This is a genomic window from Tabrizicola sp. (genome assembly GCF_016792905.1).
In the GTDB taxonomy this organism is placed as follows: Bacteria; Pseudomonadota; Alphaproteobacteria; order Rhodobacterales; family Rhodobacteraceae; genus Tabrizicola.
The window spans coordinates 37473-53745 of record NZ_JAEULP010000038.1 but is presented as its reverse complement, the minus strand read 5'-3'; the positions used below and the strand labels follow the sequence as shown (position 1 = coordinate 53745).

Annotated in this window: 17 protein-coding genes; 8 read left to right on the top strand and 9 right to left on the bottom strand. The window is 65.8% G+C overall.

Annotated elements, in window-relative coordinates; all coding sequences use genetic code 11:
- Positions 1–984, bottom strand: a 984-nt coding sequence (gene tuf / locus JNL31_RS08980; protein ID WP_294972493.1) for an elongation factor Tu, incomplete at its 3' end; no start/stop codon positions are given.
- A 155-nt stretch (positions 985–1139) separates the two neighbouring features.
- Here tuf and JNL31_RS08975 point away from each other — a divergent pair.
- Positions 1140–2498 carry a cytochrome P450 gene (locus tag JNL31_RS08975; protein WP_294972491.1) on the top strand — a complete coding sequence of 453 codons (1359 nt, stop codon included), beginning with the start codon at positions 1140–1142 and terminating at the stop codon, positions 2496–2498.
- Positions 2499–2642: 144 nt separating this feature from the next.
- Here the strand turns inward: JNL31_RS08975 and parC are convergent, their stop codons facing one another.
- A complete protein-coding gene (gene parC / locus JNL31_RS08970) occupies positions 2643–4955 on the bottom strand; it encodes a DNA topoisomerase IV subunit A (protein ID WP_294972489.1) in 2313 nt (770 codons plus the stop codon).
- 139 nt (positions 4956–5094) lie between these two features.
- Here parC and JNL31_RS08965 point away from each other — a divergent pair, with 139 nt between their 5' ends.
- From JNL31_RS08965 to JNL31_RS08940, 6 genes are all read left to right on the top strand, one after another.
- Positions 5095–5691: an SH3 domain-containing protein gene (locus JNL31_RS08965; protein ID WP_294972486.1), complete on the top strand. Its 597-nt coding sequence runs from the start codon at positions 5095–5097 to the stop codon at positions 5689–5691.
- Between the two features lie 24 nt (positions 5692–5715).
- Positions 5716–6546, top strand: coding sequence for an SDR family oxidoreductase (locus tag JNL31_RS08960; protein ID WP_294972483.1), 831 nt, complete (start codon positions 5716–5718; stop codon positions 6544–6546).
- Between the two features lie 103 nt (positions 6547–6649).
- Positions 6650–6853 carry a twin transmembrane helix small protein gene (locus tag JNL31_RS08955; protein ID WP_294972481.1) on the top strand — a complete coding sequence of 68 codons (204 nt, stop codon included), beginning with the start codon at positions 6650–6652 and terminating at the stop codon, positions 6851–6853.
- Positions 6854–6856: 3 nt separating this feature from the next.
- Entirely contained in the window at positions 6857–7429 is a 573-nt protein-coding gene (locus tag JNL31_RS08950; protein WP_294972479.1) for a cob(I)yrinic acid a,c-diamide adenosyltransferase, read from the top strand.
- A 145-nt stretch (positions 7430–7574) separates the two neighbouring features.
- Positions 7575–8336, top strand: coding sequence for an electron transfer flavoprotein subunit beta/FixA family protein (locus JNL31_RS08945; protein ID WP_294972477.1), 762 nt, complete (start codon positions 7575–7577; stop codon positions 8334–8336).
- Positions 8336–9262, top strand: coding sequence for an FAD-binding protein (locus JNL31_RS08940; protein ID WP_294972475.1), 927 nt, complete (start codon positions 8336–8338; stop codon positions 9260–9262). The genes JNL31_RS08945 and JNL31_RS08940 overlap by 1 nt, the downstream gene beginning before the upstream one ends.
- 54 nt (positions 9263–9316) lie before the next feature.
- On the opposite strand, the gene JNL31_RS08935 is transcribed toward JNL31_RS08940, so the two are convergent.
- Positions 9317–10138, bottom strand: coding sequence for a DUF6473 family protein (locus JNL31_RS08935; protein WP_294972472.1), 822 nt, complete (start codon positions 10136–10138; stop codon positions 9317–9319).
- A gap of 162 nt (positions 10139–10300) precedes the next feature.
- Here JNL31_RS08935 and JNL31_RS08930 point away from each other — a divergent pair, with 162 nt between their 5' ends.
- The gene (locus JNL31_RS08930) at positions 10301–11176 is read left to right on the top strand and encodes a 3-hydroxybutyryl-CoA dehydrogenase (protein WP_294972469.1); all 876 of its coding nucleotides are present in this window, start codon (positions 10301–10303) and stop codon (positions 11174–11176) included.
- A gap of 433 nt (positions 11177–11609) precedes the next feature.
- On the opposite strand, the gene JNL31_RS08925 is transcribed toward JNL31_RS08930, so the two are convergent.
- From JNL31_RS08925 to JNL31_RS08900, 6 genes are read right to left on the bottom strand one after another with little or no spacing between them, the layout of a single operon-like run.
- Positions 11610–12494 (bottom strand): lysophospholipid acyltransferase family protein, encoded by an 885-nt coding sequence (locus JNL31_RS08925; RefSeq protein WP_294972467.1) that lies wholly within the window; start codon positions 12492–12494, stop codon positions 11610–11612.
- A 48-nt stretch (positions 12495–12542) separates the two neighbouring features.
- Positions 12543–12812: an HPr family phosphocarrier protein gene (locus JNL31_RS08920; RefSeq protein ID WP_294972466.1), complete on the bottom strand. Its 270-nt coding sequence runs from the start codon at positions 12810–12812 to the stop codon at positions 12543–12545.
- An 8-nt stretch (positions 12813–12820) separates the two neighbouring features.
- Positions 12821–13216: a PTS fructose transporter subunit IIA gene (locus tag JNL31_RS08915; RefSeq protein WP_294972464.1), complete on the bottom strand. Its 396-nt coding sequence runs from the start codon at positions 13214–13216 to the stop codon at positions 12821–12823.
- A complete protein-coding gene (gene rapZ / locus JNL31_RS08910) occupies positions 13213–14127 on the bottom strand; it encodes an RNase adapter RapZ (RefSeq protein ID WP_294972461.1) in 915 nt (304 codons plus the stop codon). The genes JNL31_RS08915 and rapZ overlap by 4 nt, the downstream gene beginning before the upstream one ends.
- Positions 14128–14142: 15 nt before the next feature.
- Positions 14143–14571 (bottom strand): HPr kinase/phosphorylase, encoded by a 429-nt coding sequence (locus JNL31_RS08905; RefSeq protein ID WP_294972458.1) that lies wholly within the window; start codon positions 14569–14571, stop codon positions 14143–14145.
- Positions 14568–16262 carry a sensor histidine kinase gene (locus JNL31_RS08900; protein ID WP_294972456.1) on the bottom strand — a complete coding sequence of 565 codons (1695 nt, stop codon included), beginning with the start codon at positions 16260–16262 and terminating at the stop codon, positions 14568–14570. Before JNL31_RS08900 ends, JNL31_RS08905 begins: the two co-directional genes overlap by 4 nt.
- Positions 16263–16273: the final 11 nt, after the last annotated feature.

Below are 16273 nucleotides of genomic sequence, written 5' to 3'. Positions count from 1 at the left end.
GAACTGCGGACGGTAGTTCGCGAAGAACGGGGTGTGGCGCCCGCCTTCCTCCTTGGTCAGGATATAGGCCTCGGCCTCGAACTTGGTGTGCGGGTTGACCGATTTCGGCTTGCACAGCACCTGGCCACGCTCCACCCCGTCCCGATCCACGCCGCGGAGGAGGACGCCGACGTTGTCGCCAGCCTCGCCGCGATCCAGGAGCTTGCGGAACATCTCGACACCGGTGCAGGTCGACTTCTTGGTGTCGCGGATGCCGACGATCTCGACCTCGTCGCCGACGTTGATCACGCCACGCTCGATCCGGCCGGTCACAACCGTGCCGCGGCCCGAGATCGAGAACACGTCCTCGATCGGCATCAGGAACGGCTGGTCCACGGCGCGCTGCGGCGTCGGGATGTAGCTGTCCACCGCCTCCATCAGCGCCCGGATCGAGTTCTCGCCGATCTCCTTCGATTCGCCGATCATCGCCTGGTGGGCCGAGCCCTTGATGATCGGGATGTCGTCGCCGGGGTATTCGTAGGACGACAGAAGCTCGCGCACTTCCATCTCGACCAGTTCGAGGAGTTCCTCGTCATCCACCAGGTCGACCTTGTTCATGTAGACGACCATGTAGGGGATGCCGACCTGGCGGCCCAAGAGGATGTGCTCGCGCGTCTGCGGCATCGGGCCGTCCGAGGCCGCCACCACCAGGATCGCGCCGTCCATCTGCGCGGCACCGGTGATCATGTTCTTCACATAGTCGGCGTGGCCGGGGCAGTCGACATGGGCGTAGTGGCGGTTCGCGGTTTCATACTCGACATGCGCGGTCGAGATCGTGATGCCGCGAGCCCGCTCTTCCGGCGCGCCGTCGATCTGGTCATAGGCGCGGAATTCGCCGAAATACTTGGTGATCGCCGCCGTCAGCGTCGTCTTGCCATGGTCAACGTGGCCAATCGTGCCAATGTTGACGTGCGGTTTGTTCCGTTCAAACTTTGCCTTCGCCATCGCGTTATCCGCCCTTGTCCAGTTCGGGCCGAAAGGGCCCTTGGTGATACGGGCGGCGACTTAGACCCTGGACGCGGGAATTTCAAGCCTGATCGGGGCCGTGCGGCAGGACGGCACTTTGCCGGTGGCCCGGGGCGGCCTATCTTTCAGGCATCATGCGTGACGCCCTCGCCCCCCTGCCCGTCCGGGTTCCGCTGCACACCACGCCGATGGGCGTCTGGGCCAGCTTTCGTGCCGCGCAAAGGAACGTGCTGGAGCTGATCCCCGAGGTGGCGACCCGGGTGCCGATCCTGTCGGGCCGGACCGGAAAGCGCTGGCACATGCTGATGGACCCGGAGGGCCTGAAGCAGGTCCTGCGTGACAAGGTGGCGCAATACCCGAAATCTGTGGTGACGAAGCTGATCCTGGAGCCCGCGATCGGCGACAGCCTGTTCGTGGCCGAAGGGGCACAGTGGCTGTGGCAGCGGCGGACGGCGGCGCCGGTCTTTTCCCACCGCAACGTGTCGGCGCTGGGACCGGTGATGACGGCGGCGGCGGAGCGGTCGGTCGCACGCCTGGACCGGGCGGGCGGGGCGGCGGACCTGTTCGAGGAGATGGTTTCTGCCACCTTCGAGGTGATTGCGGACGTGACATTCTCGGACGGGTCGGGCTTCGACCGGGGGGCCGTGCATCAGGCGATCGAGCAGTATATCGGGGCGACGGCGAAGATCTCGCTTCTGGATGTCATGGGGGCGCCGCCCTGGGTGCCGCGGCCGAACCGGCTGTTCACAGGCAGGGCGACGCGGACGACGAAGCGGCTGGCCGACCGGGCCATTGACGCGCGGCGGGCGGAAGGGGCGAAGACGCCGCCCGATCTGCTGGACCTGTTGATGGCAGGCGCCGACCCGGAAAGCGGACGGCGGATGACGACGGCGGAATTGCGCGACAACCTCCTGACCTTCATCGTCGCGGGACATGAGACGACGGCGCTGACGCTGAGCTGGGCGCTGTACCTCTGTGCGTTCGATCAGGATGTGCAGGCGGCCGCGCGGGAGGAGGCGGCGGGCGTGCTGGGCGACCGGGCAGCGACGGTGGCGGACCTGCCCGCCCTGCCGCTGGTCCGGCGGATCGTGGACGAGGCGTTGCGGATGTATCCCCCGGCAGCCTTCCTGTCGCGGACGGCGATGGCGGCGGATGTGCTCTGCGGGCGCGAGGTCCGGCCAAGCGACACGGTGATCCTGCCGATCTACGCGCTGCATCGGCATCGCCAGCTGTGGGATGACCCCGACGCCTTCCGCCCCGACCGCTTCGCCGATCCGAAAGCGGTGCCGAGGTTCCAGTACCTGCCCTTCGGCGACGGCCCCCGCATCTGCATCGGGGCGAGCTTTGCCTTGCAGGAGGCCGTGATCATTCTGGCGACGCTGCTGGCGCGGTTCCGGTTCTCGGCCCTGCCGGGGAGGGAGCCGAAGCCGGTGATGATCCTGACGCTGCGGCCGGAGGGCGGGGTCTGGCTGAAGGTGGAGCGAGTCGACTGACTGTCGCGCGGGTTGGGAGCGGCTTATGAATCGAGCGCGTTCCGCGCAAGCCTTTGTCTCGCCTCTGCGCGTGAAGAACGCGCAACCGGCTCGGGAAAAGAGCCTCCGGCGGGGATATTTGGGCAAATGTGAGAGGCGGGTCGGTCAGGTGAACCGGTTGTCCCTCGGGAATCCGCGCGGGGCCATCTTGCCGGCGCTGGCGCGGGCGCCGGTCCATTCGATCAGGTCGGTTTCCGTGCGAGTGCGACCGGCCGGGTCCTTCCAGGATAACCCCTCGGCCTTCGTGAAGGTGATCGCGTCGGACAACCCGCCGTCCTTGTACTTCTGCAACCGGACGCCCTTGCCCTTGGCCATTTCCGGCAGGTCGGACAGCGGGAAAACCAGCATCTTCCGGTTGTCGCCGACGACGGCCACCGTGTCCCCCGCGACCGGGACACAGACGGCGGTCTTCACTCCGTCACGGGTGGTCAGCACGGCTTTCCCGGCCTTGGTCTGGGCGAGAAGCTCTTCCGAGGGCACGATGAATCCGTCGCCCGCCGAGGACGCCAGCAGGAATTTCTGCCCCGGCCGATAGATGATCAGGTCGGTAATCCCGGTGTCATTGGCGAGGTCCACCATCAGCCGCACCGGCTCGCCCATGCCACGTCCGCCGGGGAGGTTCGCGCCGAGGAGGGTGAAGAAGCGGCCGTTCTCGGCCACCAGCAGGATCTTGTCGGTGGTTTCGGCATGGAAGGCGAAGCGGGGGCCGTCGCCGTCCTTGAACTTCTGTTCCGCCGCCAGATCGACATGGCCCTTCATCGCCCGGATCCAGCCCATCCTGGAGCAGATCACGGTGATCGGCTCGCGGTCGATCATCGCCTCATAGGGAATGTCCTCGATCTCGGCGGCATCGGCAAACTGGGTGCGGCGGCGGCCAAGCTCGGTGCCCTTGCCGTAAAGCTTGCGGATCTCGTCCAGCTCTTTCCCGATGCGCTTCCACTGGCGACGCTCGCTGTCGAGAAGGTCGGCCAGATCGGCGCGTTCCTTCATCAGCGCGTCGCGCTCGGCGTTCAGTTCCATCTCCTCCAGCCGCCGCAAGCTGCGCAGGCGCATGTTGAGGATGGCTTCGGCCTGGTTCTCGGTCAGCTGGCCGTCGCCCTTGGCGGGCGGCACATAGTCCTTCTCCGAAGTCGCCCGGATGTGCGATTTCGACCAGTCCTCGGCCATCAGGGCGGCCTTGGGGTCGTCGTCGTAGCGGATAATGTCAATCACGCGGTCGAGGTTGAGGAAGGCGACCAGCAGGCCCTCCAGCACTTCCAGCCGGGCGTCGATCTTCTCGGTCCGGTGCAGGGATCGACGCCGCAAGACGTCGCGGCGGTGGTCGAGGAAGGCGCGTAGGACTTCCTTCAGCGAGCAGACCTTCGGCACGCGGCCGTCGATCAGCACGTTCATGTTGAGCGAGAAGCGCACTTCGAGATCGGAGTTCTTGAACAGGCTGCCCATCAGCACATCGGGATCAACATTCCGGGCGCGGGGTTCCAGGATCAGGCGGATATCCTCGGCGGATTCGTCGCGGACATCGGCCAGGAGCGGCACCTTCTTGATCTGGATAAGCTCGGCCAGTTTCTCGATCAGTTTGGATTTCTGGACCTGGAAGGGGATCTCGGTGACGACGATCTGCCAGGTGCCGCGGCCAAGGTCTTCCACCTCCCATTTGGCGCGCAGGCGGAAAGCGCCGCGCCCCGTGCGGTAGGCCTCAAGGATCGAGTCGCGCGGTTCGACGATCACGCCACCGGTCGGGAAATCGGGGCCGGGGATCAGGGCGACCAGCGCCTCGTCGGTCAGCGAAGGGTCGGCGAGCAGCGCCTGGCAGCCGTCGATCAGCTCATCCAGGTTGTGCGGCGGGATGTTGGTGGCCATGCCGACGGCGATGCCGGACGAACCATTGGCCAAGAGGTTCGGGAAGGCGGCGGGCAGGACGACGGGCTCCTCAAGGCGGCCATCGTAGTTCGGGCGGAAGTCGACGGCGGTCTCGTCGATGCCTTCCATCAGCGCCTCGGCGGCGTGGGTGACTCGCGCTTCGGTGTAGCGGCTGGCGGCCGGGTTGTCGCCGTCGATGTTGCCGAAGTTGCCCTGCCCGTCGACCAGCGGGTAGCGCATGTTGAAATCCTGCGCCAAGCGCGCCATCGCGTCATAAATCGCCTGGTCGCCGTGCGGGTGGAAGTCCCCCATCGTGTCGCCGCTGATCTTCGCTGACTTCAGGAACCCCCCCGTCGGCGTCAGCCGCAACCGCCGCATCGCCCAGAGGATTCGCCGGTGGACCGGCTTCAGCCCGTCGCGCGCATCGGGCAGCGCACGGTGCATGATCGTCGACAGCGCATAGGTCAGATACCGCTCACCGATGGCGCGGGAGAGCGGTTCGGAGGTGGTCAGGCCTTCCGGCCCCTCGATCTTGGGCTCGTCGTCGTCAGCTGTCATGGATGTTGTGTAGGCAAAACCATGCCGCCGGTCCAGATGGCATCGCGGAACCCGGAACCATCGTCAGGGTTGTGGATTTTTCCTGCACTCTCGCGATCAGCCTGTGCTAAGACCGGCGCAGAGTAAGAACGGACCCACCATGCTGCGTATGACCTTGATTCTGTGTATTGGCATGTATGCCGCCCTGATGATTGCAGGGGTTGATCGCGGGCAATTGCGCCCCGGGCTGGCAGAAGCGGCGGCCAAGGCGTCCAGGCCGGGGGTCAGCGACGTTTCGGGCGCTGATTCGGTCGAGGTTGCGGCGGCGGAACCCGCGGTCGAACCGGCAGCGACCGTGGCGCCGGCGCCGGTGGTGGAAGCGGCTGCGCCTGTGATGAAGGAAACGGCGGTGGCCGAGGCCACGCCGAAGCCCTATGTGGAGCCCGCCCGCACGGTTGTAACCGAAGTGGAGGAGCCGGTCTTCTCGCTGGCCACCGTCGGCAACGAAGCAGTGCCCGCCGCCCCCACGCCGGAGGTGCCCGACGGCGGCCAGGGGACGATCTGGTACGTCACCGCCAGTTCGGTGAATGTCCGGGCCGAACCCTCGACGGATGCGGAAATCGTCGGTCGGCTTGCCTCGGGCGAGGCGACGCTGATGGTGCAGGCCGTCGACAGCGACTGGGCGCGGATCGTGATCCAGGGCGACGGGGTGGAAGGCTTCGTCGCATTGCGCTACCTGAGCGCCGAGGCCCCCTGACGGGCCTGTCGCCCGGGGGCATTGATGACCGAACGTTCGATCCTGATCACCGGATGCTCCTCGGGCATCGGGCTTGATGCCGCGCGGGGGTTGAAGGCGCGGGGGTGGCGGGTCTTCGCCACCTGTCGGCAGGAGGCAGATTGCGAAACACTGCGGGGCGAGGGGCTGGAAAGCTTTCGCCTCGACTATGCCGACGAGACGAGTGTTGCCGAGGCGGTGGCCGAGGTGCTGCGCCGGACCGGCGGCACGCTGGATGCGCTGTACAACAACGGCGCCTTTGCCTGTCCCGGCGCGGTCGAGGATTTGCCGCGCGGGGCATTGCGGGAGATCTTCGAGACCAATCTCTTCGGCTACCACGACCTCACCCGCCGGGTGATTCCCCTGATGCGGGCGCAGGGTCACGGGCGGATCGTGAATTGCTCCTCGGTGCTGGGGCTGGTGGGGCTGACATGGCGCGGGGCCTATGTCGCGACGAAGTTCGCGATGGAGGGGCTGACCGATGTCCTGCGGATCGAGATGAAGGGCACCGGGATCGAGGTGATCCTGATCGAGCCGGGGCCGATCGCCACAAAAATCCGCGAGAACGCGATTCCGCATTTCGAGCAGTGGATCGACTGGGAGCAGTCGGCTCGGCGCGAGCAGTATGTCTCCTTGCGCGGGCGGCTCTATGACAAGAAGACCAAGAAGGATACTTTCGAGCTGGGCCCCGAGGCGGTGACGGCGAAACTGATCCGCGCGCTGGAGGACCGGCGGCCGAAGCCGCGCTACTATGTCACGACCCCGACCTATGCGATGGGGTTCCTGCGCCGGGTGCTGCCGACCCGCGCGCTGGACTGGCTGATCGCCAGGGGCTAAGCGCAAGAATTTTCAGTAGGTTTTTGACAAATTTCTTGCGGAAGAAATTTGACTTCGCTTTTGGCCCGCGCGCGCCTAGATCAGGGGGCAAAGGAGACTGCCGATGTTATCCGACCCGCTGTTCCTCTTCGCGACCATCGCCTGTCTGGTGGTGCTGGTGATCCTCTTGTTCGGGATCGGCACCTTTGCCAAGGGCGGCGAGTTCAACCGGCGCAACGCGAACCGGATCATGCGCTGGCGGCTCGGGGCGCAGTTCGTCGCGGTGGTGCTGATCGTCACCTTCGCCTGGTTGCGGTCGCGGGGGTAAGCCATGGTCGTCCTGTCGAAGATCTACACCCGGACCGGCGATGCGGGGCAGACCGCGCTGGGAAATGGCACGCGGGTCGCCAAGCACTCGCCACGGGTTTCGGCCTATGGCACGGTGGATGAAACCAACGCGACGGTGGGCCTCGCCCGCCTTCATGCCGAGGGCGAGATGGCCGAGGCGCTGAAGCGCATCTCGAACGACCTGTTCGACCTGGGCGCCGACCTCTGCACCCCCGACCGGCAGCTTGATGCGACGCGCGAGTACCCGGCATTGCGGGTGATCGAGGGCCAGGTCACGCGGCTGGAACGCGAGATCGACGCGATGAACGACCGGCTTGCACCCTTGCGCAGCTTCATCCTGCCCGGCGGATCGGTGCTGGCGGCGCAGTTGCACCTCTGCCGCACCGTCTGCCGAAGGGCCGAAAGGCTGGTGGTGGAACTCGCGGCGGAGGAGGACGTGAACCCCGATGCCGTGCGCTACCTGAACCGGCTGTCGGACTGGTTCTTCGTCGCCGGCCGCATTGCCAACAGCGACGGCAAGGATGACGTGCTCTGGGTTCCCGGCCTGACGCGCTGAGCGCTGATCGGCGCACACGATCAAAACGCGGCGTCCCGTCGCGCAAACCTGTCGCATTTGCTCTGTTCCAGAGGCCCACCTTCCGGTAACAGGCGGGCGGGAGCTTGTGCGGCCCTTCTGGGGCCACGAACGAAGGAGTGCGGCCATGAAGGTCTTGGTGCCCGTCAAGCGGGTAATCGACTACAACGTGAAGGTCCGGGTCAAGGCGGACGGGTCGGGGGTTGACCTGGCGAACGTCAAGATGTCGATGAACCCCTTCGACGAGATCGCCGTGGAAGAGGCGATCCGGCTGAAGGAGAAGGGCGTGGCGACCGAGGTCGTCGTCGTCTCCATCGGCGTGAAGCAGGCGCAGGAGACGCTGCGCAATGCGCTGGCGATGGGCGCCGACCGGGCGATCCTGATCGAGGCGGCTGCGGACGTCCACACTGACATCGAGCCGCTCGCCGTGGCGAAACTGCTGGCGGCGGTGGTGAAGGAAGAACAGCCCGGCCTCGTCCTCTGCGGCAAGCAGGCGATCGACAACGACATGAACGCGACCGGCCAGATGCTGGCGGCGCTGCTGGGCTGGTCGCAGGGCACCTTCGCCTCGGAACTGGCGATCGAGGGCGACAAGGCCAAGGTCACGCGGGAAGTGGACGGCGGGTTGCAGACGATCACCGTCAAGATGCCGACGATCATCACCGTCGACCTGCGCCTGAACGAGCCGCGCTATGCCTCCCTGCCGAACATCATGAAGGCCAAGGCCAAGCCGCTGGCGACCAAGACCCCGGCGGATTACGGCGTGGACGTCGCGCCGCGCCTGACGGTGGTCAAGACGGTGGAACCGGCGGGCCGCAAGGCCGGGGTCCGGGTGGCCTCAGTGGACGAGCTGATTGCCAAACTCAAAGACGAAGCGGGGGTGCTCTGATGGCCGTTCTTCTTCTGGCGGACGTGGTCGACGGGAAACTGGCGACCGACCAGGTGGCAAAGACCCTGACCGCGGTGAAATCTCTCGGCCCGGTGACGGTGCTGGTGGCGGGTCAGGGCGGCGATGCGGCGGCGGCGGAAGCGGCGACCCTGCAGGGCGTTGCGAAGGTGCTCTTCGCTGATGACCACGCCTATTGCCACGGGATGACTGAACCCACTGCCGCGCTGGTGGTGTCGCTTGCGGGTGACTACGATCACATCGTCGCCCCCTCGGGTGCCTTGTCGAAATCGGTGCTGCCGCGCGTGGCGGCCCTTCTTGACGTGATGGTGATCTCGGAAGTGCTGGCGGTCATCGATGCATCGACCTTCGACCGGCCGATCTATGCCGGGAACGCGATCCAGACGGTGAAATCCTCGGATGCAAAGAAGGTGATGACGATCCGCACCGCGACCTTCGACGCGGCGGGCAAGGGCGGTTCGGCCCCGGTCGAGAAGGTCTCGGCTTCGGTCGATGGCAGCCTGTCGGCCTGGGTCGAGGACAAGGTCGCCTCCTCCGACCGGCCGGAACTGACTTCGGCGGGGATCGTTGTCTCGGGCGGGCGGGGCGTCGGCTCGCAGGCCGATTTCGCGCTGATCGAGAAGCTGGCGGACAAGCTTAACGCGGCCGTCGGGGCGTCCCGTGCAGCGGTGGACTCAGGGTACGCGCCGAACGACTGGCAGGTCGGCCAGACCGGCAAGGTCGTGGCACCGGACCTCTATGTCGCGGTCGGCATCTCGGGCGCGATCCAGCACCTTGCGGGGATGAAGGACAGCAAAGTCATCGTCGCGATCAACAAGGACGAAGAGGCGCCGATCTTCCAGGTTGCCGATTATGGCCTGGTCGCCGACCTGTTCCAGGCCGTGCCGGAGCTGACCTCGAAACTTTGAGGCGGTGGGTTGGCACCCGCCCTACGGATCGGGGCCGCCTTCGGGCGGCCCTTTTCACATCAGACCGCGCAGCACCGGGGCCAGGCGATCCGCCACCTCGGCATGGACGGCCGCGCCCGGCAGGCAGGCGGCCTGTGTCGCCTCGGTCTCGGGGTAGGTCATGTCGAACCGGGCCAAAGTCCGGGCCTGCGGGCTGGGCATCGCCAGCACGATGGCGGAGGCTTCGGGGCGCAGCGCGTCCAGAATGGCGCAGTCGATGAAGAGAGGCGCAGAACCAAGGCTGTCGGCCCGCTCCGGCGGGGGAGTGTCGGCCAGCCACAGGAGCACCCGCCGGGCCGGAAGCCCCGCCATCAACTGCCGCATCTTCGCCAGCCAGTTCTGTTTCAGCCCCTGCACCACTTGGCCGAATGCCCCGGCATCGCTGCGTTCCAGCACCTGCAACAGATGCCGGGTGAAGTGGATGTCGGTGCAATCCACCTGCGGGAACAGGGCGCGCAAGGCGGGCGTTGCGGCTAGAAAGCGGTCGTTCCGGCGGCTGTGGACAGTGTACCAGGGGTTCGACAGCGCCTCGGCCCCTGTCACCTGCACCACCACGGCCCGGCCCCCGGCAGCGATGTCCAGCGTGGCCGGATCGGACAGGTAGAAATCCGGCCCCGCGTTCAGGCCCGCCAGATTGGCGACCGGATGCCCCAGCGCCTGTTCCACCAGCGCCGGAAAGGGCCGATCGACATATTTGCCGAAGGTGGCCGAGCCGCCGAGCATGGCGACGTAAGGCGCCGTCAGATCGCGCCACGGCCCGCGGAACACCGCCTTCGACGCGCCATAGCGGCATGGGAAATAGTCAGGCGCCCCCGCGCCCGCATCCAGCATCAACATCACACACCCGATTGCAGTCTACCCAAGGCAAACCCTGGGCCAGAGTGGTTGCCGAATGGCTAAAATCGGGCGGTTGGCTAAAGCTCTATGCATTTCCCCTCCGCCTTGCGCGCGCGGAACGGGGCGGGCATAACCGGGAACGACAGATGGAGGGTGCGGGCGATGACGATCAAGCTGGTGGGCATTGTGGGTGCCGGGCAGATGGGCAACGGCATCGCCCATGTCTTTTCGCTGGCGGGCTATGATGTGCTTCTGAACGACATCTCGGAAGAGGGTCTGGCGAAGGCGCTTGCCACCATCGAGAAGAACATCGAACGCCAGGTCTCGCGCGGGAAAGTGCTGCCCGCCGACAAGCGCGCTGCTTTGGAACGCATCAAGACCACGCTGAAACTCGCCGACCTTGGCCAGTGCGACCTGATCATCGAGGCCGCCACGGAACGCGAGACGGTGAAGCAGGCGATCTTCGAAGACCTGCTGCCGCACCTGAAGCCCTCGACCATCCTGACCTCGAACACCTCGTCGATTTCCATCACCCGGCTCGCGTCCCGCACCGACCGGCCGGAAAAGTTCATGGGCTTCCACTTCATGAACCCCGTGCCGGTGATGCAGCTGGTCGAACTGATCCGGGGCATCGCGACGGATGAGGCCACCTGGAACGCGCTGCATGAGGTCGTGCGAAAGCTTGGCAAGACCGCCGCCAGCGCCGAGGATTTCCCGGCCTTCATCGTCAACCGCATCCTGATGCCGATGATCAACGAGGCGGTCTATACGCTGTACGAGGGCGTCGGCTCGGTGAAGTCGATCGACGAGTCGCTGAAACTGGGCGCCAATCACCCGATGGGGCCGCTGGAACTGGCCGATTTCATCGGGCTGGACACCTGCCTTGCGATCATGAACGTGCTGCACGAGGGCCTGGCGGATACCAAGTACCGGCCTTGTCCCTTGCTGACCAAGTATGTCGAGGCCGGGTGGCTGGGGCGGAAGACGCAGCGGGGGTTCTATGATTACCGGGGGGAAGTGCCGGTTCCGACGCGGTAAGCATGAGGCTGGGGCTTGCAGAGAGTTCAGTAAGGCGTCGAGGGCTAGAGTGCTCACAGAAGAAGAACGGAACCAACTTCAAGACGTCACCATTGCCAAAGTCATACCACCTGACTACGCGGTCATAACCTATGCGGTTTGCACCGTTGACCAAGAAGCTTGCGGCTGGGGCGGTTGGTTGCTCGAAGGCGCATTCGCGGTTTCTGAAACAAAGTCTGGCATATTAGCAAATGGCGACAACCCATTGCCTTCGGTTAGCTTGCAGATTTGTCCGAACTGCGGTGGGACAGTTTATCGCACCGACACCGCACAGCTTTATGATCTAGCCGGACCCGCGATACGCGTATGAAGAGGCGCTAGCCACAGCGTAGGGTGGGTGAAACCCACCGTCCGACCCGGAACGGACAGGGCAGGTGGTGGGTTTGTCCCCACCCTACGCCTGGTTCTTCAACCCCAGCGTATGCTCCCGCAGCCAGGCCAGGAACCCGCGCGGGTTCCCCTCCCACTTCTTCAGCTCCTCCGCCGGGATCGGCTCACCGATCACGGGCCGGGTCGGCTTGAAGAGGCAGCGCTTGATCTCATAAAGCAGCAAGCCTTGCCGCACGGTATCCGACACCTGGTTGGCGATCTGGAACATCCGGCTGTTCTGGCCGGGGAAGAAGATCGGCAGGATCGTCGCCCCGGTGGACTTGACGATCTTGTGGGTGAAGACGTTCCACTCGCCCTCCACCGCCGGGCCCCACCAGCCTTCGGACATCGCGACCTTGCCTGCCGGGAACAGGATGATCACCCCCCCGGCCTTCAGATGCGCGAGCGTTTCCTCCCGCATCTGCAACCCAAGCTCGCGGGCGTTGTCCTCATGCGGGAAGGGCACGGGGATCATGAACTCCTCAACCTCGGGGATCCCGGTCAGGAGCGACCGGGTGAGGATGCGGAAGTCGGACCGGACGCGGTTGATCATCTCGGCCAGCACCATGCCGTCGACCAGCCCCGAGGGGTGGTTCGAGACCACGACCAGCGGGCCGGTCGCCGGGATGCGGGCGATCTCCTCGGCCGGAGTGTCGATGCGGATGCCCATGTGGCGGATCGCCTTGGGCCAGAAGGGTGCGCCGTGCGGGGCGCCGGATTTCTCGAAGCTGCGGATCAGGCTCAGAAGCCGCAGCTTGGCGGTCAGCCATTCGATGGCGCGGATCGTGCCGGCCTTCCATGGGTTCTTGAAGGTGCCCGCATAGCTGAGCCGCCGCATGTCATACTGACGCTCAGCCGGACCTGCCGCAGGCGACGGCACCTCGGTGGCAATCTGGCTGTGGTCTGTCACTAAGCTGCTATCCCCGGCAGGTGCCCGGATCGAGTCAGGGCATCCGCCTCAATAATCCTCTCCGAACCGGGCCGCAACAAGGGCCTCCAGCGCATCGGCGAGTTTCTCCGCTTCGTCGCCGCTGCACGTCACGTCAATCACCGTCCCCCGCGAGGCGCCGAGCATCAGAAGACCCATGATCGAATCGCCCGAAACCTCCATCCCGTCGCGGGCGACGGTGGCGCGGGCCTCATGCGCCTCGACTACCTCGACGAACTTGGCAGAGGCGCGGGCATGCAGGCCCTTTTCGTTGACGATGCGCAGGGTTCGGCTGGTCATCTCGTCCCTCACGCCCCACCTCCCAGATCGAGGCTGTTGATGTACTTGCGCCCGGCATCCAGCGCGGCCGCCACCGCTTCGGGTACGGCAAGATCGCGCGACTTGGCAAGCTTGATCAACATCGGCAGGTTCGCGCCATAGAGGATGCGGCGGCCAGAGGTGGCGCAGGCGGGCAGCGAGAGGTTCGACGGGGAACCGCCGAACATGTCCGTCACCAGCACCACCCCCTGCCCGGTGTCGACGGCATCGGCCGCGGCGCAAATCTCGGCCTGCTTGGCGGAACGGTCGTGGTCATCCTCGATGGAAATCGCGCGGACCCCGTCCTGTCGCCCGACCACATGTTCCACCGCCGAGAGGTATTCCCGCGCCAGACCGCCATGTGCCACGATCACGATACCGATCAAGCGCCTGCCACCTTCGTTGCGTCCGGCTGCTGCGTTGCAGCCTTGCGTTCCAGTTCCCGGTGACGTTTTGACACCGGCCAGCCTGCCTCTGCAAGCGCCTTCCCGACCATTTCCGCCATGGCAACCGACCTGTGTTGCCCTCCGGTGCAACCAAACCCGATGGCAAGATGGGCCTTGCCCTCCTCCAGATGGGCCGGAAGGAGAAAGATCAGAAGCTCACTCACCCGGCGGAAGAATTCGTCGAAGCGCGGGTCGGCGCGGACAAAGGCCTCCACCGCCGGATCGCGGCCATCGAGCGCGCGGAGCGCGGGCTGCCAGTGGGGATTCGCCAGGAACCGGCAGTCGAAGATCATGTCCACCCCGCGCGGAGTGCCGCGCTTGTAGCTGAAGGACTGGACGGAGACGGACAGCCGCCCCGAAGGGGTGATATCGAAGATCGCCGCCAGTTCGGCCTTCAGGTCGTGCTGCGTCAGCTCGGTGGTGTCGATCAGGTGGTCGGCGCGAACACGGATCGGGGCCAGGAGGTCGATCTCGCGCTCGATGCCTTGCGCGGGCGTCTCGTTCGGGGCCAGCGGGTGCCGACGGCGGGTTTCGGAATAGCGCTGGATCAGCACGCCCGGCGCGCAGTCAAGGTACAGGACCTCCAGGTCGACGCGCGGGTCGCGGGTCAGGCTGTCGATCAGCTCGATCAGCGCGGTTGCGTTGAAATCGCGGTTGCGGACGTCGAGGCCGAGAGCAATGGGGCGGCCCAGCGGGGCACCTTCGACCAGGCGGGGCACCAGCGTCAGCGGGATGTTGTCGATGCCTTCGTAGCCCAGATCCTCCAGCACGCGGATCGCGGTCGTCCGCCCGGCGCCCGAGGGGCCGGTGACGAAGACAAGGCGGTGGTCGTGGGTTGTCTCAGCGGTCATCGTGATATGGCGCAGTCATGCCTGTCGTCCGTGCCGAAGATAGAGCATCAGCGCGTCGGGAAAATGGTCATTCTGCGGGTGCAGCACAAGGGGAAGCGGAATTCCCAGGATTGTGACCGTGCGGAAGGGTGGCAAGCGGTCGGGCTCGCGTTGCGACAGGTCGACGGCAAGGGCCAGGGCCACCCGGTCCACCACCGGAGCGCGCAGGATGCCAAGGCCGCGCGCCTCGATCAGCCCCTGCATCGCCGGATTGGGACAGGTCGCGGTCAATTGACCCGCCTCTGCAACGACCAGCGTGCGGTCGTCCGACACCAACCCGGCGCCCAGTGCGATCAGGCGGATGGCGAGCGCGGATTTCCCCGCCCCGGACGGCCCCAGCACCAGAATCCCCCGACCCTCGACCGCGACACAGCTCGCATGCAGGATCTCGCTTGCCGCGGTCACACCGGCAGGCCGACGACGAAGCGTGCGCCCAAGGGATCAGAGGTCGGGTCGGCGGCCGTGGGGCGGATGTTCTCGGCCCAGATCACCCCGCCATGCGCCTCGACGATCTGCTTGGAGATGGCGAGACCCAGACCGGAATGCTTGCCAAACTCAGATTGCGGGCGTTCGGAATAGAAGCGCTTGAACACCTTGGTCAGCGCCTGTTCCGGGATGCCCGGGCCGGTATCCTCCACCACGATCAGCACCCGGTTCTCGCGCCGCCGCGCCCAGACCCGCACCGCATCGCCATCGTCGCAGAAGGAAATCGCGTTGGTGACGAGGTTCACGAAAACCTGCGCCAGCCGCGCCTCAAGCCCGTGGATGCTGATCGCGTCGGACGGCAGGTCGATGATGAAATCCACCCCCTTCTCGCCCGCCTGCTGCGACAGGTACTGGCAAAGGTTCGACAGGGTCTTGAGAAGGTTGAACTCCTCCTCCTCTTCCTTCACCAGTTCGCTGTCCAGCCGCGAGGCGTTCGAGATGTCACTGACCAGCCGGTCCAGGCGGCGCACGTCGTGTTCGATCACGTCCAGAAGCTTGTCGCGATGTTCGTCCTTCTTCACGAAGCGCAACGAACCGACGGCCGAGCGCAGGCTGGCCAGCGGGTTCTTGATCTCATGCGCCACGTCGGCGGCAAACTGTTCGTTGGCGTCGATCCGGTCATACAGCGCCGAGACCATGCCCCGCATGGCAACGGACAACCGCCCGATCTCGTCCGGCCGCGCCGCAAGGTCGGGGATGCGGACCCGACTTGGGGCCACCCGGCGCGAGTCGCGGTCGCGACCCACCTCGGCGGCGGCGGCAAGGTCGGACAGCGGGTTGGAAATCGTCGAGGCCAGCATCAGGCTGAGGCTGATCGACAGGACCACGGCCAGAAGGAACATCTGCAGGATCTGTTCGCGCTCATAGCGGACAAGCCGGTCTATCTCCTGCGAATCCGAAGTGATCGCGACCACGCCTACCAGATCGCCCGCAACCGTGATCGGAGTGGCGACGGTGAAATAGATGCTGCCTTCGCCGTTCCGGGTGACGCGCGTCACCACATCGCCGCCGCGCGCGCCCTCGAAGGCGGCACGCGCGTTGTCGGCCGGGTCGATGGTTTCGGTGCGGTCGGCCTGGCCCTGCCGGAAGAACACCGTCACGACATTCCAGACGCCCTCAAGAAAATCGGTCAGGATCGTGGGCTGGTCCGGGTTGGTGACAAGCGTCCCCGTCCCCTGCCCGACGCGCGAGGCCAGAAGTTGCCCCGTCGGATCGAAGACAAAGACCTCCAGCACCGGGTCAAGTTCGATGTCCTGCAAGGGAATGCGGAAGTCGAATCCGGTATTGCCGGTGCGCAGGTGCGCCTCGTAGACCGAGGCGATCAGTTCCGCCTGCCGGACCATGCCCAGTTGCCGCTGCAGCGCCAGGCTGTCGCGGAACGGGTTCATGAACAGGACGCCAACCGCGAGCAGGACCAGCGCCATCAGGTTGAAGACGATGATCTTCCGCGCCAGCGGCGAACGGTTCAGTCCGACGATGCTGCGTCCTGCCCGGCCTTCCTTCAGGCGTTCGACGGTGGCGTCAGGGGAAACCCAGTCCTCGCCAAGAAGAACGTCGCCTGACCGCTTCGGTTTCAGGTCGTTGGAGGAGATCCGGGGCGCGGAGGACATCTAGGTGGGCC